Here is an 18,895-nt window from a genome sequence, read left to right as displayed (position 1 = left end):
TCATTGCAGGCTCCCCGCAGCCGGCGCCGATTCCTGGTCGCGGCGATAATCCGTAACCTGAAATCCCAGTGGATTGTCGAAACGCCATTCGTTCTTGAGCGGCGTGGAGGTGTAGCGGAATTTTATCACCGCCACCCAATTGTCGGCCGTGGACGAATTGTCCCGCCGCGTCGTCGTGGCAAAGCGCACCGAGGCTGTGTTGCGATTGAGCAGGGAAACCGATTTGATCTCGACCGAGACAGTGACATTGCGGCCATAAATCTTGTCAAGCGATTGCGGGTTTGCAGGCGTGAAAAGCCATGTCAAATCCTTGGACGCGGCGTCCGTGGAGTAGAGCTGCGCCAGATCGTAATTCTGTTTCAGTTCCCGCGAATCGTAGGTTTCGCGGGCCCTGATGTAGCGCACCAGATTGGCCGCCGTGACCGCCTCGTTCTGCGATAAATCTCCAGGCTTGAGCGCGCGCATGATCTCGAGGTAGCCCGTCGATTTGTCGACCTCTACAACGTACGGTTCGAACTGGCGGAGTGGCAGGATCAGCACGAGCGCCAGCAGCGACAGCACCGCGACCAGTCCCGAAATGCCGCTGACGATCCAGGCCAATGTACGCGATCGACGCATTGACCTGTGCGTGTCGTCTTCCCAGGTCGCGCCCGCCCTATAATAGCGCTTGTCGACGAGTTCGCTGCTGCGGTCAGCAGCTGTTTCAACAGGCATTATCACGTTACTATTGCCTCGTTTGCGCGACGATCCCGATCCGATCCAGGGCCGCGATCCGTGATCGTTCTTGTTTTCTAGGCCAGAGGCCTGGAGTTATTGCGCGCACCTTGCTGGATGGCGGTCCGGGTTGCGGCGTCCGCCCTGGCTGCTCGCGAAGATCGAAAATTGTTTGTCGCGAGCTGCCGGGCGCCCCGAGCAGCGCGGCCCGCGGCCCATCGCGCGCCGGAATAGCGCACAGCGTTTCTGCCGAAGTTTCTATAAGGGTTGTATGCGCCCACGGTGCTGAGGTACCCGCCGCCGTTCAGGATCGAAGCAATCGACGGTATCTGCATGAGAACGTAGATGCCGATGATCGTAACCAGCACCAAGGGCAGCACCAGCGACATTTTGCTGTCCATGGTCGCGCCGCCGGACGTGGCGGTGTTCAGCGCCGCATTGACGAGCGAGAAGTAGAAACCGAGAAAGCCGTAGATCAGGATTTGCTGGATCATCAGGAAGGTGGTCAGCGAAAGAAAGCCTTCGCTCATGCGCGAGGACCATCGGTAAAGCCAAAGGATGATCCATATCGGCGCCAAGGCCAGCGTGATGAACAACATCACTTTGGCGGCGATGATCGCGGCAATGGCAAGCGCTGCGAAGATGATGGCCGACAGCAGGACGAGCAGCGACAAGAGCGCACCAAAAATGTCATAGAAGGATCCGCTGTAGACCTGATTGGCGACATCCTGGGCCCCTTGGTAGAGATTGTCGATAAGCGCTGGAATTGCCGCCTGGTCGCTGAGCTGATTGCCGGTGGCCCGCGACACGGCGCCGACGATCACCTTACCGACCTCGTCTGGAATGCTTTGCACGAGCTGATAGATCGTTGACGAAAATGTGCCCCATCCGGTGAGCAGCAGATAGATGATGACGGCGCGGCCGAGGCGATAGGCCGCTTCGATTGGCGAAATCGACTCACGCCCACTCAGGATCGAATAGCCCCACCACGCGATGTAGAGGGTCAGCATCAGGGTGAAGACGTTGCCCATCGCATTGCCCACTTGCATATAGACAGTGCGAACGAAGTCCTCGCCGATGTTGTCAATGCCACCGAGGATGCTTGCGGCGAGACCGTTCATGGATCCTCTTCAATGATGCTGGCGAACGGCGTTGAATTGACCGGCTTCAGTGCGCCGCATTCGTCGGCGTGCGCATACGCCAAAGGCCCGCACGGCGCTTTCAGTTCGCGATTTGCGCATCCAAAAAGCCCTGCGCCGAGCCCAATCACTACGCATATGCGCAGGGCTCGCCTCGGCAAGTGCTCAGCCTCCGCTCTTGCCGAAGTCCGCGAACGGATTGACGGTGCTCGGTGTCATCATCTTCTGCACCTGGCTCTGGCGAAGAAGATCTCCCTTCAGCTTCTCATTCAGGGCCGCGACCGCGCCGTTCTGCACGCCGATCAGTTCGTTGACGGCGCGCGCGTTTTCCAGCTGCATTCGTGTGTTCTGGTCCACCGAACCCTTGACGTCCTGCGACTGGCCGATCTGCCCGCTCGCTGATTGCAAAGACTGTTGGCGCTGGGTGACGCCCTGCGAAGCCTGCGAGGTCAATGCGCTTAGCAGCGAAGCCACATTGACGCTGTCGCCGTAGGCGGTGTTGACCGCGCTGGTCTCCTTGCCGGCAATCTGCTGGAGCTGCTTGACCAGCTGCAGCCCGTTGATGACGGCGCCGGCGATTTTCTGGATTTCGGGCGAAAGGCCGCCAAACGAAAGAGCACCGCCGTTCAGGATCGATCCGAACGACGGCGCCTGGGCAATCGACATGTTGCCGCCAAGACCCATCTGTCCGATCCCGAGCGAACCGTCACGACTGCCGCTGAGAGCCTGCAGGATCTCTTCGCTCTTTTTCAGAATGTCATTGTTCGAATCCATGATGGAGTTGGTGTTGTCCGCATTCTTGCGGGCGACATCGAGATTGGCGCCATCAATGACGGCAATCTGTGCGTGGGTCGTGCTTGCCCAAAGCGCCAGACTGGCGGCAATCGCGAATTTCTTCATGTCAGCCTCCTATTGCTGTAGAGAATTGATCACGCTGGCAGCGCCGGCAGGATCACTGGTGATGATCATCGAGCGACTGTCGGCCGAGCTTGCCCCCGCGTTCTCAAGTGCGCATGGTAGCCACCGGCCGCGATCGATCCTCAACCGCTCCAATTCCGCGGGATCACAAGAGAACGGGTTTGGAGAGCCGCTCTTCGGCTGTTGCACCAGCTTGGCCGACTGCGATGCCTGAACATTCTGCAACGATAGAAGTTGGGCCAGCAACGTCGTAAAATCCCCCGCCTGGGCGAGGTACTGGTTGGTGACATCGGCGTTGATCCCACGGGCCGACGAGTTCAGCTCCCACGCATCCTTGTATTCGGTCACCTGGCCAACGTTGCCCGCCAGCGCGTCGATTGCAGCATTGTTGGCGCCGATCTGCGATGAGCTTGCATCGAGGCCGCCAGCTGCCTTCCTCACCGTGCCCATGGCCGCGCCCTGGGCCGAGCCGCCTGCGCCGTCGGCCGTTACGATCGAGAACGGTGGCGGCGCGGCGGCCGGAGCCTTGCCGCTCGACACATAGTCGTTGAAGTAGCTGTTCCAGCGGCCGACGCCGCCGGCCCATTGGTTCTGCTCGCCTGCATCCGATCCGTTGTAAAAGGAGGCGAGACAGCTGTAATTCGTCGCCCCGCATTGCTTCACGCCCATTCCGAGGTATTTGACGCCGCCTTCGACATTCTGCTCGTTCACGTCGCGGTCCAGTCCCATGGACTTGCCGGTGCCCTTGGTCAGCTGCATGACGCCTTTGACGCCGGTGTGGCTCCCGGCGCATGTGTCGAAGCGCGATTCCTGATACGCAACGGACAGCGCCAGGCCTTCGGGAACGCCGTACTTTTGCGCATAGTAGCGGATCATCTTCACGTTGCCGGCGTCGCGCTGCAACGCTTCGGCCGGCGATCGGCGAAACATCTGTGAGCGGTATTTGTTCGAATAGGTGCAGACGACGCTTTTCTTCCTGTCGGTTTCGTCCTTCTTGGCCTCATCTGACTTCGTGCTGTGCTGCTCGTCCTCTTGCCGCTTGTCGAGGTTCGGCCCGTCGATCACCGCGATCTGAGCGACAGCCACGGTCATGCTTTCCGCCGTCGCGAGAGCCACGGCCAGACAAGCGCTGCTAAGCCGCTTCGTCATGCTCGTCCTCCCATCCGCAGAAGTATGGCAGCCACATTTCCGGCTCGTCGCCGAAAGTCTCCCGGAGCCGTGTGCATTCCTTGCTGTTGGCTTCGTTCGAGGACAAGACCTTGATAAGATCGGGCATCGCCGACAAATCGAGCTTGGCGACGATCGAGTCGCTGTCGTGCTTGACGAGGAAGGTGCGTGTTTCCTTCGCGGTGCGGCGCACGAACTCGAATTCCTTTGCTGTCAGCGAGAAGCGCTCCATGTAGGACTCCTTGCTCGCCTTCGGGTTGGGGAAGAAAATGTTGGTCTTCGTTTGCTCGATCAGTGACGACGAGATGGAGGAATTGACGACGTCTTCCGCCGTCTGCGTGCCAAAGCCGACCACGCCGTTGCGACGACGAATGGTCTTCAGTGTCTCGTTGATGAAAGCAGCGAAAACCTCGTCGTCCAGCAGCTTCCAACCTTCATCGAGGAAGAGCATGATCGGCGACCCGTTGATGACGTCTTCCAGACGATGGAAAATGTAGAGCAACGCCGCCGAGCGCAGCTTTCTGTCGCCCAGGATCCTGGTCATGTCGAAGCCGACAACGGGCTTCGAGAAATCGATGAGATCGACGGGATTGTTGAAAAGCCAGCCTTTGTCCTTCGGGTCGAGCCAGGGTTGTATCCGCGCGGCCAGATCGTTCATGCCAGGCATGAGCGAACCCCGAAGCACTTCGGGCAGCAGGTCGAAGGTCCGCTGTTCGCGCGGGATCTTGTAGACCATGTCGACGGCGGCATTGATGACGCGCATCTCCGCCACATCAAGTGCGCCGCCTTCCGGCGTCAGTATGTAGATGAGCAGATCTTCCAGGAAAGAACGGTTTTCTGCCGTATCCTCCTGCTGCAATGGCGCGAACCCGGTCGGCTGGGAAGGCTCCATCACCTCGTAGCGCCCGCCCAGCGCTCGAACGAAAATTTCAGCGCCGCGCATATAGTCGAAATACACACATCGCGGCCTCGGCATGATCCGCATCGCCTGGGCCATCAGGAACGACAGCACGACGGTCTTGCCCGAGCCGGTCGGGCCGAACACCGTGAAGTGCCCGACATCGTGAACGTGGAAATTGAAATAGTAGGCCGTCTGGCTGGTCGTTTCGAGCAAAGCAATGGGCCGCTGCCAATGAAGCCGCTCACGTTGGCCGGACGGGAAATTGTGTCCGGAGAAAAGACCGGCGAAGTTAAGCGACGAGATCAACCCACGTCGCGCGATGTAGCTGAAATTTCCCGGCAATTGCGCCCAGAAGGCCAGTTCCGTGTTTAGCGTCTCGCGAACCGGTACGATCGACATGCGCGAAAGCTCCGCCGTGATATCGGCTAGCGCACGGCTGAGCCCAGTCATGTCCGGCGCCAAGGCCATGACGCTCATGTGATGTTGTCCGAAGACGACTTCGCCGCCGGCCAGTTTGTCGGCGCCGTCGTGGACGGACTCCTCGACCGTCGTGCCCGCCTCGTCGGAACCCTCGACCTGGTTAGCGATCGTGTTGATCCTGCGCATCGCGGTTACACGGTCTTCGATCGCGAAACTCTGCGTCAGGACAAACTCATGTGGCAGGCGCAAAAGACCGTCCAATGAACCCGGAGCGGTGAACGGTGGGTATTCCTTGATCGACACCATGGCGCCGAGTTTGGCGGCGTCCGGCCCGCGAAGTTCCAGCGCGGATTTGCCGAAAAACAGCTGTCGTGTCGCCAGCACATCACCAAGGCTCATCCGCGGCAAAGGCATTTCCACGTCGAGGCCGCCGGCCAGGATCTTCGCCAGAAACTCCGCGGGCTCGGAAAAGAAGCTGTCGCGGCGCTTCACGACGCCGAGAAGACGCGCCCCATAAGCCGTGAAATCCTTGACGACGCCGTCGAGAACGTCACGCAATTCGGCCATCGCCTCTTCGCGGGTTTCCTCGCCCGCGGTACTTATGCGAAACGCATTGAGCGTCTTGTCCACCCAGCCGACGCGGCCGACCATCGGTCGCCGTATGACCGCCAGATACGCCTCGTTGACGAAAAGGTTTTTCGCCCCAAGCTCATCCATGTAGCGGGCGTCGAGCTCGGCCACGAAAGGATTGTCGAAGTCGCCTTCGATCTCCGGCGTCACGTGGCGGCGGATGATGGTCGTGTAGACCGCAAAGCGAGAGGTCGAGAGATTGCGGAACGTCGTGTTGCGGTTGAACATGCGGCTGTTCAACTCGGCCTGGTCCATCGTCTGGAACGGCAGGCCACTAAGCTGGATGACGCCCACAAGAAAGCGGCTCTTCATCACGATCAGATTGTCATCGGCATGGCGAAGGTAAGGGATGTGCATCGCCGCGGGCTTTTCGCGCCGGCGCTCACGGCCAAATTTCAGGTCGGCATCGAGGCTCATGGCGAATAGCTCCTCGCCCCCCAAAAAGTAAGATTCGCCACGGCGCCGCGTTTGGAGACACGCCGCTCGAAAATATGGAACATGTAGGGGTCCCGCTGGCACAGATATGCGCTGACCAGATGCACCACGCCGAATACGCCAAGGCCGAGCATGAAGCTGCTCGTGGCGATAAAACCGATCACCGCCAGGATGCCGTTCAGTGCGAAAACCTCATAGCGCACCCCCCATTTCATCGGGGGACGTGTCAGTGGCAGGCTGACCGGCTCGACATAGACTTCCTCGTCATCCATGTCTCAGCTACCTCCGGCGGTTGCGCGAACCGCATCCACCAGCTGGGCAGCGCCGAAGATCAGAGCGATGCCGATGATGATGGAGAAAGCCATCATCCACGCCAGCCGGCCCGTCATGGCGAGGAAGCCGAGAAAGCAGACCGCGATGATGGCGAATGAACGCGCTATGTTGCCCTGCAGAACTCCGACGAACCACTCCAGCACATTTTCGACTGGAGCCGCCGACTGGGCGTACGCAGTGGCTGGCGCGAGAGCTATTCCGACCGCCGAGGCCAAGGCCAGTTTCAGGGCAAATTTGCCCGCTTTCCTGTATTCCACCCTTGGCTCCTTTCAGTTGCCGAGATCCATGACATGACCATCCTGCCAGGCGTCCTCGCCAGCTGGCGGAGCGGCCGCGAGCGTCTCGGATTTGGTCAGGGCGGACTTCTTCACCACACCGCCGAACTTCCAGCGGTTCAGTATTTTCACGATGTATTCCGCCGTCTCCGGATTCACCGGAATGCCCTGCGCCTTGTAGACGCTGTTAGGCCCAGCGTTGTAGGCCGCAAGCATCAGCAGCGGGTCCCCGAATTCGTCATAGAGTGATTTCAGATAGCGAAGGCCAGCCCGGACATTTGCCCCTGTATCGCAACGGTCGCTCACGCCGAGATCGGCCGCCGTGCCCGGCATCAGCTGCATGATCCCAAGGGATCCCGCCTTCGAAGGACCCTGACTGGCGCCGAGATCGCTTTCAGCCCATGCAACCGCCTCGGCCAGATCGGCGTCGAACCCTTCCTCTTGCGCGATTGAACGCACAAGTTGGTAGACCTCGGTCCGATTTACGGTCTTACACTCCGCCGGCCTTTGCGCCCCGACCGCGGCAAGGGCTTGCGCGGGCGTTGCAAAGGCGACTGCCACGCGGTCTGATGCGATGTCCTGGCCGAGCGCATTGACCGGGATCGTGGCGCCACACAGGGTTAGCAGGAGAGCGAATCGAGTGTTCATACTGTCGCCAAAATTTAACACTTTACTATGGCTACACGCAGCCCTAGTAAAGTGTCAACACGATATCGATCGCGAGGACGGATTTCGATGAAACAGACGGCCCTTTGCACGCTCTTGCTGCTCCAGGGCACCGTGGCTTATGCGGCCGGCGCCGACGCCCCGAGTGCCTTCTCGCAGCCGTCAGAGCACTACCTGCTCCAGTTTGCGAAGCCGGGCGAAAAGGTGTTCGTCTATGAACGCTACGATGCCAAAGGCGCGCTCTTTCAGCGCGATGCGGTCGCTCTCATCGGGCGCGTTAAAGTGCCGTCGGCGACCGAGCGCGTCGTCAACGGCGTGACGTATCGACTGCGCGGCCTTGCCGCCTGCCCAAAACCGAAGATTACATACAAGACGCAGCAGTGGGACTGCACGAAAGCCGCGCAGGACTATGAAGAGGCAATCTACAACAACCGTGCATCTGTCGTGCTTTGCAAAACACTTGTGCTGCAAAGCAGGAAGGGTGAGCCCGACGCTGTGTCTTGTTTCTCTCTCGTGGGTGCGGGAAATGCAAACGACCCGTACAACGTCGCCTACGACGATGACGAAATGGTTTTTTTAGACATGGCCGCAATCGGACGCAACAAGGACGGCAAGTCGCTGCGGCCCGATCTCGAGCATTCCGCCGACCTCGGTGGACAGTTCCAGGAATGAAGCAGGCGAGTTTCGCAGTGCTGGCCGCATTTGGTTTGTGCGCATCGGCACAGGCGCAGGATACATCCGACTCCGCCGTGCCAACGCCCTTCGCGGTATCGAAGTCGGCTCAACTGCTGACCGGAGATACCTGGCGTGACGGAGATCACCTTTTCCGCCTCTATGGCGTCCAGTCATGTCTTCGAGGCACATCAGCCGAAGAGTCAAATGGGAACAAAATCGATTGCGGAAACACCTCGCTGGCGCACCTTGCTGCGCTATTCGATAGCGCGGCGGTTACATGCCAGCCGATCGGCTACGCCCTCGACAAGGCGGTTTTCGTCGTGTGCGGTGCGCAGCTGAATGGCGAAACAATCGACGTGGGCACAGCGCTCATAGCCACCGGATACGCGTTTGCCGCAACGACAGCAAAGGGCAAAGCCGTCAATGAGAACTACCTCGTCGCGGAAATCAACGCTAAGATGAACCGCGCGGGTTTGTGGGGCACGACGTTTCAGCATCCTACGCAGCTGCTGCTAAACAAGCGTTCCGAGAGACAACAATGAAGCACCACGATGATGCGCACAAATATTACTATCCCGTGGAAGGACGCGGTGACGGTGCTATTGGTGGAGCCGCTGCATTCATCGCGATCATCTTGGTGCCGGCAGCACTCTATGCGGCCTGGAATACCGTGGCCTCATGGATTTCAGCGCTCTTCTCCTAGGACTGCAGTTTCGCGAAAGAACCGAGCAACGCGCGAAAATCGTCGACATCAACCTCGCACCAGTCATGAGCCGTCAGCCGTTGAAAGTAAGCAGCCTTCATTTTGATCTCCGCGATAGTGGCTACTGGAGCAATGGCAGCACGCCTTCGTACAGCGGCCTCCTCCGCCATGACCGCGTCCAGTCTCGCACCCAGCAAGATCGCGTCCGGCCCTTCGGCACCCATCCAACGCTTGCCGATACGTTCAAGCGCAGCGACGCTCTGACGATGTTCCGCAATCAGTTTGGCGACGTCTTCAGCCGCTTCCATCTTTCCATTGCTGCAGACCTGAAGAGGCATCGTCATCGCCCTAGTGTTCATCGGTCACATACTGGTACCTCTCGAGGGCAGGAAAAAAAGGGGTGACACCATCCCTTTTTTGAAGCGACCAATTCTGCGAGATAGGGGCGGGGGGCGCCTGCGTAGAGGAACTGGCTTCCGATGTTTCGTGCCCTGGTGGTCGAAGACCAGACACTAATGCGTCTGGCACTTATGAACGAAGTGCAAGCGAGCTTCGAAAAATGCGTCGTCCTGGGTGCTGAGACGCTGACGATCGCCACTGCCGAGCTTCAAAACAATCATTTTGATCTGGTCGTCATCGATCCTGGCTTGCCCGGCTTTGATCCCACCTCACAGGGCGATCGCGTCGCAGTCGTTGACAAGATCATCGAGGCTTCACCCAGCGCAATTCATATTGTCGTCACCGGTTCCGACAACCGCTGCGAGGCAGATGGCTTTCGGCAAATTGGCGCTGCCGCCTATCTCGGCAAGACCGGTCTTGCGCCCGGCGTGTTCAGCGACGTGCTGGACGATATTTCCACCAAGGGTTTCTCCTTGCGCCTTTCGCGGGTTGTCATGACCAAACCCGATTACCGATTTTCAGTTCTTACGCCGCGCGAGCAGGAGGCCATCGACATGATGGCGCACCGCGCACCCGGTGTGAAACGCAAGGAGATCTTTTCGCTCATGGCCGATCGGCTCGCCATTGATGCCAACTCGGCCGAGAAATACTACAAGCAGGCTCGCGCCAAGCTCATGAGGCAAGGTCATCCGCTACCACATGGGCTATGACGCGATGGCCTCTCTAACTGTTCATGGAATCAAGGTTCCCGTCGAACCGCAGGATGTTTCGCCGGTTATCTGGCGAGCGCTTCAGAGCCAGAGCTATGAGGCGAAGGAAGCGAAGTCGATCTTCAGGGCGGTCAAGGCGCGCGATCGCGTACTGGAGCTCGGCTCCGGCATAGGCATCATCACCGCACTGATCGCGAAAATTCCCGGCGTTCAGGTTTGGGCTTTTGAAGCAAATCCCGCAACAGCGGAACTAGCCAAGCGCGTGATAGCGGCCAACGATCTCCACAATGTCACATATTCCCAGGGTATCCTCACAGCGGGCCCGCCGCGGTCCTTCACCTTCTACGTTCGCCGCGACCTTTGGATGTCTTCCACAGACAAAGACCAAGGACCCTACGAGCGCGAACTTTCGATCGTCTCGGCTAACGTCGATCGTTTCATCACCGATCATCGAATAAACGCCCTCGTCATGGACATTGAAGGGGCTGAGAAAGAACTTCTGCGAGATGCCGAGCTGCCCGGCGTCGAGCGCATCTTTCTTGAGCTTCACGACCATCTCTATGGGCTTGACGGCATCCGCAACATCACGCTTGCCCTGGCAGAAAAGGGATTTGCCTACGATCCGCGGGGCTCCCGAGGACCTTGCGTGCTCTTCGCCAAGAACGATGGACCCCGCGAATACGAGGATGTGGAAGATGTTGCGTAGTGCTCTCGCCGTCATATTTGCCATGGCCCTTCCGCTCGCTAGTGCGGCCGAGGAAATCCCGCTCGATCCCAACGAGCTGTCGGTTCAAGACGCCAGCGGCAAGAACATCGCGGTCTTTTCGGTGAAGCAGCTGCAGGCAGAGTTTCCGCAACAGACCTATGACACGCGTACACCCTGGACGAGCGACGGCGAGAAAATCGAATATCGTGGGCCGCTGCTTATAAACGTGCTTGCCAAGGCTGGAATCACCGCCGCGCAGGAGGTCAAAGTTGTCGCCTATGACAATTTCGTCTCCGATATTCGCATGGACGAAATCCGGTCTTATAATCCGATCCTGGCTGTCGAGCGTCGTTGCAACGCGAAGGACAAGGCCGGCTCGCTTTGCCCGCCGGGCCAGGATTTCCGCCCGATCAGCATGGTTGAGAAAGGCCCCATATTCATTGTTTGGCCTTTCGACCAGTTGCCCGCCTCTTATGTTCCTGGAAGAAACTCGATCTGGGTGTTTTTCCCAGTCATCCTGCGCGCCGCGCGATGAAGGTTTTCAACGGCCGTTTGCTTTCTGTTCTGCCGTATCTCGGTATGGCGGCAGCGCTTGGTCTGAGTGCGTGGACATTCATCCAATCGAATCGCTACCGTCAGGAGACGGATGCCATCCTCAACCAGACCTTCGAGATTCAGTGGCGCGCGGCACAGATTCGCGAGCGCCTTATACGAGTCTATGGCTATCTTCGCATTGCCGAACAGACGGGCAAGCTTGATGCCGACATCGATCGGCAAATGGCGCTGGTAAGCGTCAACGTCGCGCAGTTGGAAAACCTGCCCTATCTGAACCGCTTTTTTCCCGATCATGACGCCGCACTCCTGGGCGGGATTCGCCAGACCCTCGAAGAGAAAATCGCCCCGCTTGTGTCGGCCCGCAAAAACTACACTCAAGCCATTGCCGACATGGCCAAGCTGGAACAGTCAATCTACGAAGTCTCAAGCTCCACCGTTGATCACAGCGCCACTTTGCAGCAGACCGCCAGCATCGACATTGCGGCCTCGCGCAACTGGTTCATCTTCGCCATCGCGCTTGGCCTCGGTGCCACCTTCTATCTCGTTATCCATCAGCGCTATTCCTCGGCCAACCGCCGTGACCAGCACATGCGCTCGTTCGCGTCGCTCTTTGCGCATACGACTCGATCGCGTGTTACAGCCCTCAGACTGTTCCTTGAGCATTCACAGCCAGATACGCAGCCAAGCAGCGAAATGCTTGAGGCTGCGCGCAATGCCGCGAGCGAACTGGAATCGATCACCAACAGCGTGCTCCAGATCGCCTATGCGCCACAAGATTCCAGCACTGTGCCGCTCGGCCGACTGCTAGAAGATATAACGGCAGAGCGTAGCGGTTTGGTGCAAGTCTGTATCGACTCCAAAGCGCGCTTGCACCCCATCCCCTCGGCGCCATTCCGGTTGGTCGTGAACGAGCTGATCGAAAACGCTCTTGCCGCTTCGTCGGACGTCAATAACGCCCAAGTTGTTGTCTCCGCGACAGTCAAGCGACAGCCATTCCTCCCCCGCACCCATCTAGTGCTTGAGGTGGCCGACAAGGGCTCAGGCATGCCGCCTACGATCGCTGCAAAAGCGACCACCCCTTTCTTTTCAACGCGAGCCGGGAATCATACTGGCCTTGGCTTGACGGCATGTTCTCAGATGGTTTCGACGCTGAACGGAAAGCTCATTATCAAAAGCGCTCCTGGTATCGGCACAACCGTCCAGGTTAGAATTCCCCTGGCCTCCGCCGCAGCCAGTTTTTGGCAATCGTTTCGCAAGTATGGGCGAACGAAGGAGCACTCGTTGGGCGCCTAGCTAGGTGTCACTTCTGGCGGGATCTGTTCGGAAAACAGGAAGGTCGCTGGATCAAGTTTCAACGCCTTGGCGATCGCGGCAATCGTGTCCACGCTGACGTTGCCGCTCGCCCGTTCCAGTTTCGTGAAGGTCGCCTCCGCCACGCCGATGAGTTCAGCCATCTCATAGCGGTGCAAAGTACGTCTTTGCCGCTCAAAATCGATGATGTGCGCCAGCCGCTTGCGGATCGCATTGTCGTCCAACCGATGCGCCCATTCCGGAACTTTCTTATCGCCGGAGAGCAGTCCTGCAAAAGACAATTGCAAGCCGTTCGCCATGACCTGCAGCGTCGTCAATGTGACATTATTTTTCTGACGCACAGTCTGAATATAGGTTCGATAGGCGAGTTTTTCGCCGTCGGGGGTCCGAAACAGTTCGGCCATGTGCATATGGGAGAGGCCGCGTTTGGCTCTCTCCCGCTCAAGCGTCAGTGCAATGTTGACGCGCAACGGGTTGTTGACCACGCCCCCGTCGTCTCGTTTCATGAATCGGTGTAGTCGCACAAACCTGCCTTTTTGACCTGTCCTTTTCCGCGCGGATCATCCATAGTAAACTGTCAAATCCGCAGCGAGGAAAAGGCTATGACTATACTCAAATTCCTACTGGGGGGTGCCGTCGCCATCGCGGGCGCCGCAGCTCTTCCATCCCAATCAAAAGCGTCGGAATGGGGCTGTCAGGTCCTCCTGTGTCTTTCCGGCGACTGGCAAGGCACCCCCTCGTGCCACCCGCCAATTTACAAGTTGATTGCGGCGATGGAAGCCCCGGGTTTTAATTGGCCGAACTGTCCGCAAGCCAACTCCAGCGCGGCGAGATTTGAGAAGTATGAGGATTGTCCGTCTGGCTGGCAAGCCGTTGGCAGCTCTGAATCCGATCGGCCGGGCTTAGGTCAAGAACGGAACATCTGCCGCATCGCGTCCGATAGGCTCTCGTTACCCGTCGTTTTCAAAAACAACGCCCTCGGCGGGCATCATGGAGACGGATCACGTCAGGTCCAAATCGAAATCTACGGTAAGTTGGTTGCGGCAAAAATCCAGACCACGGGGAACGATCGAGGGCATTCCCTCGGTAATGGCCCCACCTACTACACCATCCCTCGACCGATGCACGGAAAGCCCTGGTTCATCGAGTATGATGACGCGAACGGCATACGCCAGAAAAGCTGGTTCAATCTCAGCGTGCCATAAAGTGAAGCGATCACGCAGGACGAGTCGCCATGAGGATCACAAAACCTGCCTGTCCGGTTCATTCACGCCGACGACAGCGATGGCTTCAAAAGATCAACGTGGGTACGTTGAGTTCACCCGCGCCACCCGGACTGTCTGACGAAACTAGAAACGGAAGACGGTTACGCCGGACTTTTCAGAAACGTCGGTGGCTGGCGCTCGAGGTCAGACCAAAATCCCGATCAGTTTTCGCTCGCCTTCCTTCTCGGCTCACTCACTTGTGCGGCATGCAATAGACGCCCTCGGATTCCATGAGTACCGCACCGCCCTTTAACTCGCTCATCGCGCCGACCCAGGCTTCCGAATAAGTGCGGCTGGCATCAACGGCCGTCAGCCAAAGAACGCGATTGTCAGCCAGTTCAACCTTAACTTCCTGCTGCAAAGGGCTTGCCTGCACGGTCTGCTGATAGTGCCGTTTGATCCTGACAGTGCCGGCCGAGAACTCAGCTTCGTTGCTGCCGTAGTTCAGCACAAACTTAGTATGGTCCTCGCCCGCTATGCAACTCCCGTCACGCCCACACACGATTTTGGCGGCGGTCTTGCAATCCCATTTTAGTGAAGCGGGCCACATCGGATTGTCCGCGCTCAATCGCGGCTTGTCGCTCTGGCCAGCCGCCGTTAAGACTGCCCATGTGCTCATTATCGCAGTCGACAGGAGAAGCGCCTTCAACACTCTGTCCTTTCCGTCCCCGGCGTAGGCACCAGCAAAATCAAATAGCGTTGAGGTGGATCTAACAAAGCAGCGTCGTCTAGGGAACTCCCGTCGCGAGAGCCGCCAAGGCCGAGCGGCAGTCACCTTGGCTATATTCATCAACGACGTCAAATACGCTCTGGTCGACCGATCCCCCTGCTAGCGATTTGATACTATACTAGGGATCGCAGCGAAGCAACGTCAGCAAGGCGAATGTCGAAAAGCCACCGGGTTCGCAAGAAGGAAACGTCGGCAGGGCTACCTCTATATGCCCCTACGTTACCGCAGTTTCTATCCAGTTTGAGTTCGCGCCGAACCAGTTCGCACAGACCTTCAATCCGCGATAATATTTTCTGGCGGTGGGGCCTCTCTGGTAGTCCGTCATGGCTATTTCTATCGCCGATTTTCGAGCGACCGAAGTGCGAGGTCGAGATCATGCCGCGGCGACTCGGAAATCGCGAACGGGCACAGCGCGTGCTGGCCGCGCTGATACAAAGTGGCGTGAGACACGCAGGGGCGGATAGTTGTCTAGAGCGAGTGTGTCCACAACAGGTCCATCGAAGCCAGCAGGTGCCTTACCCTTGGTTCAGGTTCAATTGTTGGAAGTACCAAGACGGGTCATCATCGGACGAATCCGTCTCGATACTGGCTTCACTCGAATACCCCTCAACACTTGTGGCACTCCCGCTATCATCGCTCACGGCTTTAGAGAGATATAGCCCAGGTTTGTCGGCCCGCTGCCATTCACCGTCACTATTTTCCGTCCACTTGTCGGGACGCTGCGTCGGGTCAAGCACCCACCGATTTTCACCCACGTCAACAAACCCCATCTGCGCCAGCCGGGCTTCCATCCCTTGCGAAGCGGGGCGTGACATGATCAACGGCCGTTCGCCGTCGAGTCGAAGTTGATGCTCGAGCAGAATATCACCTGCGTTCTCGACAAGCGGATGAGTAACCCGAAGATCTACAACCGAGGTGATCTCTTTCCGCCCAGGAAACTGTTCCCGCCACCGCTCGTTATTGATGCCAAATCCGCCCTCTGTTCTTAAAAGCCCAACGCTTTTTTCGCCCAGATCATAACTGAAATATCGCGCCTTGGGCGTATCAGCGTCAGTGCCACCGTAGAGCCGAGCGATTGTTGCCGTGCGCCCGGCTTTTGAGGACACGAAAGGCGAGTACTCTTGTGGATTTTCGGCGATGTGCTTGATTTCATCGCCGTAAAAGTCCTTCACTTTTCTGGCGAATGAAGACCTTTCGAGCTCGACGACAGGAGGTTGGGAAGCAAGCGAGTACGGGTGTGTCGGCGCAGAAGACGAACTCGCATGGGAATCCGGCGCCGACCGGGACGGCATTCCCGCAAGTGTTTCCGTAAAGCTATCGCTCTCAACCGACTGACCCGGTTCGTCAGCTTGGCTAGCGCGTGTGGATGAGCCACTGATTGGATTATACATGACGCTTCCCTTCGGCTTAAGTCTTTTCGCAGTTGGAGGCTGTCTAAGCCTTGCTGCGAACCATACTCGGTCAAACTGACGATGACCTGACGTCAGGTTCGAGAGCATGAGAAGGCATCGAGTTCCACCACCGGCCCTGTGCAGTTCCAGCCAATCCAACTGCTTTGCACACTAGCGCCAAGCAGTTGTTCCCTCTCGCTTTCAGCCTTGACGTAAGCGCTGTTCCGGCGGCACCTTTCGCGCGTGGATGTAAGGGACGATGTTCGACGCCTTTGAGGGCTTCGACATATGACGGTTTCAGAGTTTACGCTTAAGTCCAGGGACGGAGAGCCGGTCCGTCGGCTGGAGATCTTCACTGGTTCGGGTCGGCGGCGTGAGTGGCCGCCGGAGGAGAAGGCCCGGATAGTGGCGGAGAGCTACGAGGCGGGCGAGACGGTTTGTGCTGTGGCACGCCGGTATGGACTTTCCCCGCAGCAATTGTTCACCTGGCGTCGGGCTGCTCGCCGGCCGATGGGGAGGCAGCGATATCGGAATCCATGTTCGTGCCGGCGGTGGTGACGGCAGCGCCTCCGAAGCCTGCGGCGAAGCATCGGCCACAGCCAAAGAAGCGGGAGCCGGCTCGAGACGCTGGTGTGATCGAGCTCGAGATCGACGGCATCGCAATGCGGGTGGGTCGTGGGGCGGATTCGAAGACGGTTGCAGCGGTGATCCGTGCGCTGAGGGCAACGTCGTGATCGGGCCAACGGGAGCGGTCAAGGTCATGGTGGCGACGAAGCCGGTCGACTTCCGCAAGGGAGCGGAAGGTCTGGCAGCGCTCGTGCGCGAGGCTATGGGCGCGGATCCGTTCTCGGGCGCGGTCTACGTGTTCCGGGCCAAGCGGGCCGACCGCATCAAGCTCGTCTACTTCGACGGCACGGGCGTATGCTTGTTCGCCAAGCGGCTGGAGGATGGCAAGTTCTGCTGGCCGGGCATTACCGATGGTGTCGTGCGACTGACGGCGGCACAGTTGCAGGCACTCCTGGAAGGCCTCGACTGGCGGCGGGTGCACGAGACGCGCGAGATGCGTGTTCCAACGACGGCGAGCTGACCATCGCATTATTGCCAAATCACTGGAATCCATGCTTGAATCCGCTTCGTGACTGACGCGGCCGCTGCCCTACCCGACGATCCTCAAGCGCTTCAGGCGATGCTTCTGGCCGCGCGCGCGGAGAATGAGAGGCTCCGCCAAATCATCAAGGAGTTGCAGCGCTATCGCTTCGGGCGAAGGGCGGAGAGCCTGCCTGAGGACCAGCTGCTTTTGGGGCTGGAGGAAGCCGAGCAGGTAGAGGCGGAGGGCTTCGCCAGCGCGGAAGCCGCGGACCCCTCAAAGCGTGATGCCAGGGCTCGTAAGCGTCGCGCCAACCGCGGCTCGTTGCCCACCCATCTGTCGCGCGTCGAGCAGGTAATCGACATCGCCGACAAGATCTGCCCGTGCTGCCAAGGCCAGCTGCATGTTATGGGCGAGGACGTCTCCGAGCGTCTCGACATCGTGCCCGCCCAGTTCCGTGTGATTGTCACCCGTCGACCGAAGTATGCGTGTCGGGCCTGCGAAGAGGTGGTCGTGCAGGCGCCAGCGCCGGCACGTCTCGTCGAAGGCGGCATTCCTACAGAGGCCACGGTGGCTCATGTTCTGGTGTCGAAGTATGCCGACCACCTTCCCCTATATCGTCAGGCCCAGATCTACGCCCGCCAGGGCGTCAATCTCGACCGTTCGACACTCGCCGACTGGGTGGGCAAGGCAGCTTTCCTGCTTCGCCCTGTGCATGAGCGGCTGTTCGAGCGGCTGAAGGCTTCAGACAAGCTCTTCGCGGACGAGACCACTGCGCCTGTGCTTGATCCGGGCCGGGGGCGGACCAAAACGGGGCAGTTGTTCGCCTATGCCCGAGACGACCGACCTTGGGGCGGAATGGACCTACCCGGCGTCGCCTATCTCTACGCTCCGGACCGCAAGGCCGAACAGCCGATCCGGCATCTTCAGGGCTTTGTCGGAACCCTGCAGGTCGACGGATACGCGGGCTACAAGGCACTGGCCGAACGCAACGCCGTGAGCTTGGCCTTTTGCTGGTCGCACGTGCGTCGCTTCTATGAGCTCGCGCAGTCCGGCCCCGCGCCGATCGCGACGGAGGCGCTCGCCCGCATCGCCCAACTCTACCACGTTGAGAGCGATATCCGCGGTCGTTCCGCCGACGAACGCCGCGCCGTCCGGCAGGAGAAAAGCCGTCCCGTCATCAATGCCCTTGAGCCGTGGCTTGGACAGCAACTCACCCTTATCAGCCAGAAGACCAAGCTGGCGGAAGCTATCCGCTACGCGCTCTCGCGCTGGCAAGGTCTGACACGATTCCTCGACAACGGTACGATCGAGATCGACTCCAACGTCGTCGAGCGCGCCATCCGTCCCATTGCGCTGAACCGCAAGAATGCGCTCTTCGCCGGCTCCGACGGCGGCGCCGAGCATTGGGCAACGATCGCTTCGCTGATCGAGACATGCAAGCTCAACGGCGTCGAGCCTCACACCTACCTCGCTGACGTGATCGCCCGGATCGTCGCCGGCCATCCACAAAGCCAGATCGACGATCTGCTGCCTTGGGCCTACAGACCTATGCCGCTCAAGGCCGTGGCCTGAGAACAGCGGTTACGCCTTGACAGGGAGCCGGAGAGACTAGCGACAGCTTTTTTGAGACCTTTGCCAAAAGTTTGCGATAAAATCCGGTCTTTTCTCAACGGAAGCGGCTCCCCTCCAAGAGCACGGATTTTGGATCGGATTTACGACTCCATTTCTCGGAACGGCTCGCAGGTGTGATACCATGCGCGGT

The 18,895-nt window shown here is 58.9% G+C and carries 23 protein-coding genes; 11 read left to right on the top strand and 12 right to left on the bottom strand.

Features of this window, described 5'->3' with window-relative positions:
- From OHD62_RS31940 to OHD62_RS31905, 8 genes are all read right to left on the bottom strand, one after another.
- On the bottom strand, window positions 1–714 hold the full coding sequence (locus tag OHD62_RS31940) for a virB8 family protein (RefSeq protein WP_263791258.1): 714 nt from the start codon (window positions 712–714) through the stop codon (window positions 1–3).
- Window positions 715–791: 77 nt separating this feature from the next.
- Window positions 792–1,835 carry a type IV secretion system protein gene (locus OHD62_RS31935; protein WP_263791256.1) on the bottom strand — a complete coding sequence of 348 codons (1,044 nt, stop codon included), beginning with the start codon at window positions 1,833–1,835 and terminating at the stop codon, window positions 792–794.
- A 183-nt stretch (window positions 1,836–2,018) separates the two neighbouring features.
- Entirely contained in the window at window positions 2,019–2,753 is a 735-nt protein-coding gene (locus OHD62_RS31930) for a type IV secretion system protein (RefSeq protein WP_263791254.1), read from the bottom strand.
- Between the two features lie 9 nt (window positions 2,754–2,762).
- Window positions 2,763–3,836, bottom strand: coding sequence for a lytic transglycosylase domain-containing protein (locus tag OHD62_RS31925; RefSeq protein WP_263791253.1), 1,074 nt, complete (start codon window positions 3,834–3,836; stop codon window positions 2,763–2,765).
- A gap of 67 nt (window positions 3,837–3,903) precedes the next feature.
- Window positions 3,904–6,306: a VirB4 family type IV secretion system protein gene (locus OHD62_RS31920; protein WP_263791251.1), complete on the bottom strand. Its 2,403-nt coding sequence runs from the start codon at window positions 6,304–6,306 to the stop codon at window positions 3,904–3,906.
- The gene (locus OHD62_RS31915; protein WP_023720449.1) at window positions 6,303–6,596 is read right to left on the bottom strand and encodes a type IV secretion system protein VirB3; all 294 of its coding nucleotides are present in this window, start codon (window positions 6,594–6,596) and stop codon (window positions 6,303–6,305) included. The genes OHD62_RS31920 and OHD62_RS31915 overlap by 4 nt, the downstream gene beginning before the upstream one ends.
- A gap of 3 nt (window positions 6,597–6,599) precedes the next feature.
- A complete protein-coding gene (locus OHD62_RS31910; protein ID WP_023720448.1) occupies window positions 6,600–6,914 on the bottom strand; it encodes a TrbC/VirB2 family protein in 315 nt (104 codons plus the stop codon).
- Window positions 6,915–6,926: 12 nt separating this feature from the next.
- Window positions 6,927–7,580: a lytic transglycosylase domain-containing protein gene (locus OHD62_RS31905; RefSeq protein ID WP_263791231.1), complete on the bottom strand. Its 654-nt coding sequence runs from the start codon at window positions 7,578–7,580 to the stop codon at window positions 6,927–6,929.
- Window positions 7,581–7,667: 87 nt separating this feature from the next.
- Here OHD62_RS31905 and OHD62_RS31900 point away from each other — a divergent pair, with 87 nt between their 5' ends.
- From OHD62_RS31900 to OHD62_RS31890, 3 genes are read left to right on the top strand one after another with little or no spacing between them, the layout of a single operon-like run.
- Window positions 7,668–8,270 carry a hypothetical protein gene (locus OHD62_RS31900; protein WP_263791229.1) on the top strand — a complete coding sequence of 201 codons (603 nt, stop codon included), beginning with the start codon at window positions 7,668–7,670 and terminating at the stop codon, window positions 8,268–8,270.
- Entirely contained in the window at window positions 8,267–8,815 is a 549-nt protein-coding gene (locus tag OHD62_RS31895; protein ID WP_263791227.1) for a thermonuclease family protein, read from the top strand. The genes OHD62_RS31900 and OHD62_RS31895 overlap by 4 nt, the downstream gene beginning before the upstream one ends.
- Entirely contained in the window at window positions 8,812–8,976 is a 165-nt protein-coding gene (locus OHD62_RS31890; RefSeq protein ID WP_263791225.1) for a hypothetical protein, read from the top strand. Before OHD62_RS31895 ends, OHD62_RS31890 begins: the two co-directional genes overlap by 4 nt.
- Here OHD62_RS31890 and OHD62_RS31885 read toward each other — a convergent pair.
- Window positions 8,973–9,320 carry a hypothetical protein gene (locus OHD62_RS31885; RefSeq protein ID WP_263791223.1) on the bottom strand — a complete coding sequence of 116 codons (348 nt, stop codon included), beginning with the start codon at window positions 9,318–9,320 and terminating at the stop codon, window positions 8,973–8,975. The genes OHD62_RS31890 and OHD62_RS31885 overlap by 4 nt on opposite strands.
- A gap of 135 nt (window positions 9,321–9,455) precedes the next feature.
- Here OHD62_RS31885 and OHD62_RS31880 point away from each other — a divergent pair, with 135 nt between their 5' ends.
- From OHD62_RS31880 to OHD62_RS31865, 4 genes are read left to right on the top strand one after another with little or no spacing between them, the layout of a single operon-like run.
- A complete protein-coding gene (locus tag OHD62_RS31880; RefSeq protein WP_263791222.1) occupies window positions 9,456–10,085 on the top strand; it encodes a response regulator in 630 nt (209 codons plus the stop codon).
- A gap of 4 nt (window positions 10,086–10,089) precedes the next feature.
- Window positions 10,090–10,791: an FkbM family methyltransferase gene (locus OHD62_RS31875; protein ID WP_263791390.1), complete on the top strand. Its 702-nt coding sequence runs from the start codon at window positions 10,090–10,092 to the stop codon at window positions 10,789–10,791.
- Entirely contained in the window at window positions 10,772–11,326 is a 555-nt protein-coding gene (locus tag OHD62_RS31870) for a hypothetical protein (protein WP_263791221.1), read from the top strand. Before OHD62_RS31875 ends, OHD62_RS31870 begins: the two co-directional genes overlap by 20 nt.
- Complete coding sequence (locus OHD62_RS31865; protein ID WP_263791219.1) at window positions 11,323–12,639, top strand: sensor histidine kinase; 1,317 nt, start codon at window positions 11,323–11,325, stop codon at window positions 12,637–12,639. The genes OHD62_RS31870 and OHD62_RS31865 overlap by 4 nt, the downstream gene beginning before the upstream one ends.
- Here the strand turns inward: OHD62_RS31865 and OHD62_RS31860 are convergent.
- Window positions 12,636–13,163, bottom strand: a complete 528-nt coding sequence (locus OHD62_RS31860; RefSeq protein ID WP_263791217.1) for a helix-turn-helix domain-containing protein — start codon at window positions 13,161–13,163, stop codon at window positions 12,636–12,638. The two genes, OHD62_RS31865 and OHD62_RS31860, sit on opposite strands and share 4 nt — an antisense overlap.
- A 96-nt stretch (window positions 13,164–13,259) precedes the next feature.
- Between OHD62_RS31860 and OHD62_RS31855 the strand changes: the two genes are divergently transcribed.
- Window positions 13,260–13,862 carry a hypothetical protein gene (locus tag OHD62_RS31855; protein ID WP_263791215.1) on the top strand — a complete coding sequence of 201 codons (603 nt, stop codon included), beginning with the start codon at window positions 13,260–13,262 and terminating at the stop codon, window positions 13,860–13,862.
- A gap of 253 nt (window positions 13,863–14,115) precedes the next feature.
- Here the strand turns inward: OHD62_RS31855 and OHD62_RS31850 are convergent, their stop codons facing one another.
- Window positions 14,116–14,574, bottom strand: coding sequence for a hypothetical protein (locus tag OHD62_RS31850; RefSeq protein WP_263791213.1), 459 nt, complete (start codon window positions 14,572–14,574; stop codon window positions 14,116–14,118).
- 593 nt (window positions 14,575–15,167) lie between these two features.
- Window positions 15,168–15,944, bottom strand: a complete 777-nt coding sequence (locus OHD62_RS31845) for a host specificity protein (protein WP_412177448.1) — start codon at window positions 15,942–15,944, stop codon at window positions 15,168–15,170.
- A gap of 387 nt (window positions 15,945–16,331) precedes the next feature.
- On the opposite strand from OHD62_RS31845, the gene OHD62_RS31840 reads away from it, so the two are divergent.
- From OHD62_RS31840 to tnpC, 3 genes are all read left to right on the top strand, one after another.
- Window positions 16,332–16,601, top strand: coding sequence for a transposase (locus tag OHD62_RS31840; protein ID WP_263791209.1), 270 nt, complete (start codon window positions 16,332–16,334; stop codon window positions 16,599–16,601).
- Between the two features lie 172 nt (window positions 16,602–16,773).
- Window positions 16,774–17,130 (top strand): IS66 family insertion sequence element accessory protein TnpB, encoded by a 357-nt coding sequence (gene tnpB, locus OHD62_RS31835; protein WP_263791208.1) that lies wholly within the window; start codon window positions 16,774–16,776, stop codon window positions 17,128–17,130.
- Between the two features lie 48 nt (window positions 17,131–17,178).
- Window positions 17,179–18,705, top strand: a complete 1,527-nt coding sequence (tnpC, locus tag OHD62_RS31830) for an IS66 family transposase (RefSeq protein WP_412177444.1) — start codon at window positions 17,179–17,181, stop codon at window positions 18,703–18,705.
- Window positions 18,706–18,895: the final 190 nt, after the last annotated feature.

Origin of the sequence: Mesorhizobium sp. YC-39, from assembly GCF_025753795.1 — a bacterium.
GTDB lineage: Bacteria > Pseudomonadota > Alphaproteobacteria > Rhizobiales > Rhizobiaceae > Mesorhizobium.
The sequence above is the reverse complement of the archived record's forward strand: the minus strand, read 5'-3'. Positions and strand labels throughout refer to the sequence as shown.

Bases quoted from the DNA above. Each gene is read 5' to 3' on its own strand.
- OHD62_RS31870 (WP_263791221.1), top strand. From the start codon at position 10,772: ATGTGGAAGATGTTGCGTAGTGCTCTCGCCGTCATATTTGCCATGGCC.
- OHD62_RS31895 (WP_263791227.1), top strand. From the start codon at position 8,267: ATGAAGCAGGCGAGTTTCGCAGTGCTGGCCGCATTTGGTTTGTGCGCA.
- OHD62_RS31880 (WP_263791222.1), top strand. From the start codon at position 9,456: ATGTTTCGTGCCCTGGTGGTCGAAGACCAGACACTAATGCGTCTGGCA.
- OHD62_RS31875 (WP_263791390.1), top strand. From the start codon at position 10,090: ATGGCCTCTCTAACTGTTCATGGAATCAAGGTTCCCGTCGAACCGCAG.
- OHD62_RS31940 (WP_263791258.1), bottom strand. From the start codon at position 714: ATGCCTGTTGAAACAGCTGCTGACCGCAGCAGCGAACTCGTCGACAAG.
- OHD62_RS31865 (WP_263791219.1), top strand. From the start codon at position 11,323: ATGAAGGTTTTCAACGGCCGTTTGCTTTCTGTTCTGCCGTATCTCGGT.
- OHD62_RS31845 (WP_412177448.1), bottom strand. From the start codon at position 15,944: ATGCCGTCCCGGTCGGCGCCGGATTCCCATGCGAGTTCGTCTTCTGCG.
- OHD62_RS31935 (WP_263791256.1), bottom strand. From the start codon at position 1,835: ATGAACGGTCTCGCCGCAAGCATCCTCGGTGGCATTGACAACATCGGC.
- OHD62_RS31860 (WP_263791217.1), bottom strand. From the start codon at position 13,163: ATGAAACGAGACGACGGGGGCGTGGTCAACAACCCGTTGCGCGTCAAC.
- OHD62_RS31915 (WP_023720449.1), bottom strand. From the start codon at position 6,596: ATGGATGACGAGGAAGTCTATGTCGAGCCGGTCAGCCTGCCACTGACA.
- OHD62_RS31890 (WP_263791225.1), top strand. From the start codon at position 8,812: ATGAAGCACCACGATGATGCGCACAAATATTACTATCCCGTGGAAGGA.
- OHD62_RS31855 (WP_263791215.1), top strand. From the start codon at position 13,260: ATGACTATACTCAAATTCCTACTGGGGGGTGCCGTCGCCATCGCGGGC.
- OHD62_RS31920 (WP_263791251.1), bottom strand. From the start codon at position 6,306: ATGAGCCTCGATGCCGACCTGAAATTTGGCCGTGAGCGCCGGCGCGAA.
- OHD62_RS31840 (WP_263791209.1), top strand. From the start codon at position 16,332: ATGACGGTTTCAGAGTTTACGCTTAAGTCCAGGGACGGAGAGCCGGTC.
- OHD62_RS31905 (WP_263791231.1), bottom strand. From the start codon at position 7,580: ATGAACACTCGATTCGCTCTCCTGCTAACCCTGTGTGGCGCCACGATC.
- OHD62_RS31885 (WP_263791223.1), bottom strand. From the start codon at position 9,320: ATGACGATGCCTCTTCAGGTCTGCAGCAATGGAAAGATGGAAGCGGCT.
- OHD62_RS31900 (WP_263791229.1), top strand. From the start codon at position 7,668: ATGAAACAGACGGCCCTTTGCACGCTCTTGCTGCTCCAGGGCACCGTG.
- OHD62_RS31930 (WP_263791254.1), bottom strand. From the start codon at position 2,753: ATGAAGAAATTCGCGATTGCCGCCAGTCTGGCGCTTTGGGCAAGCACG.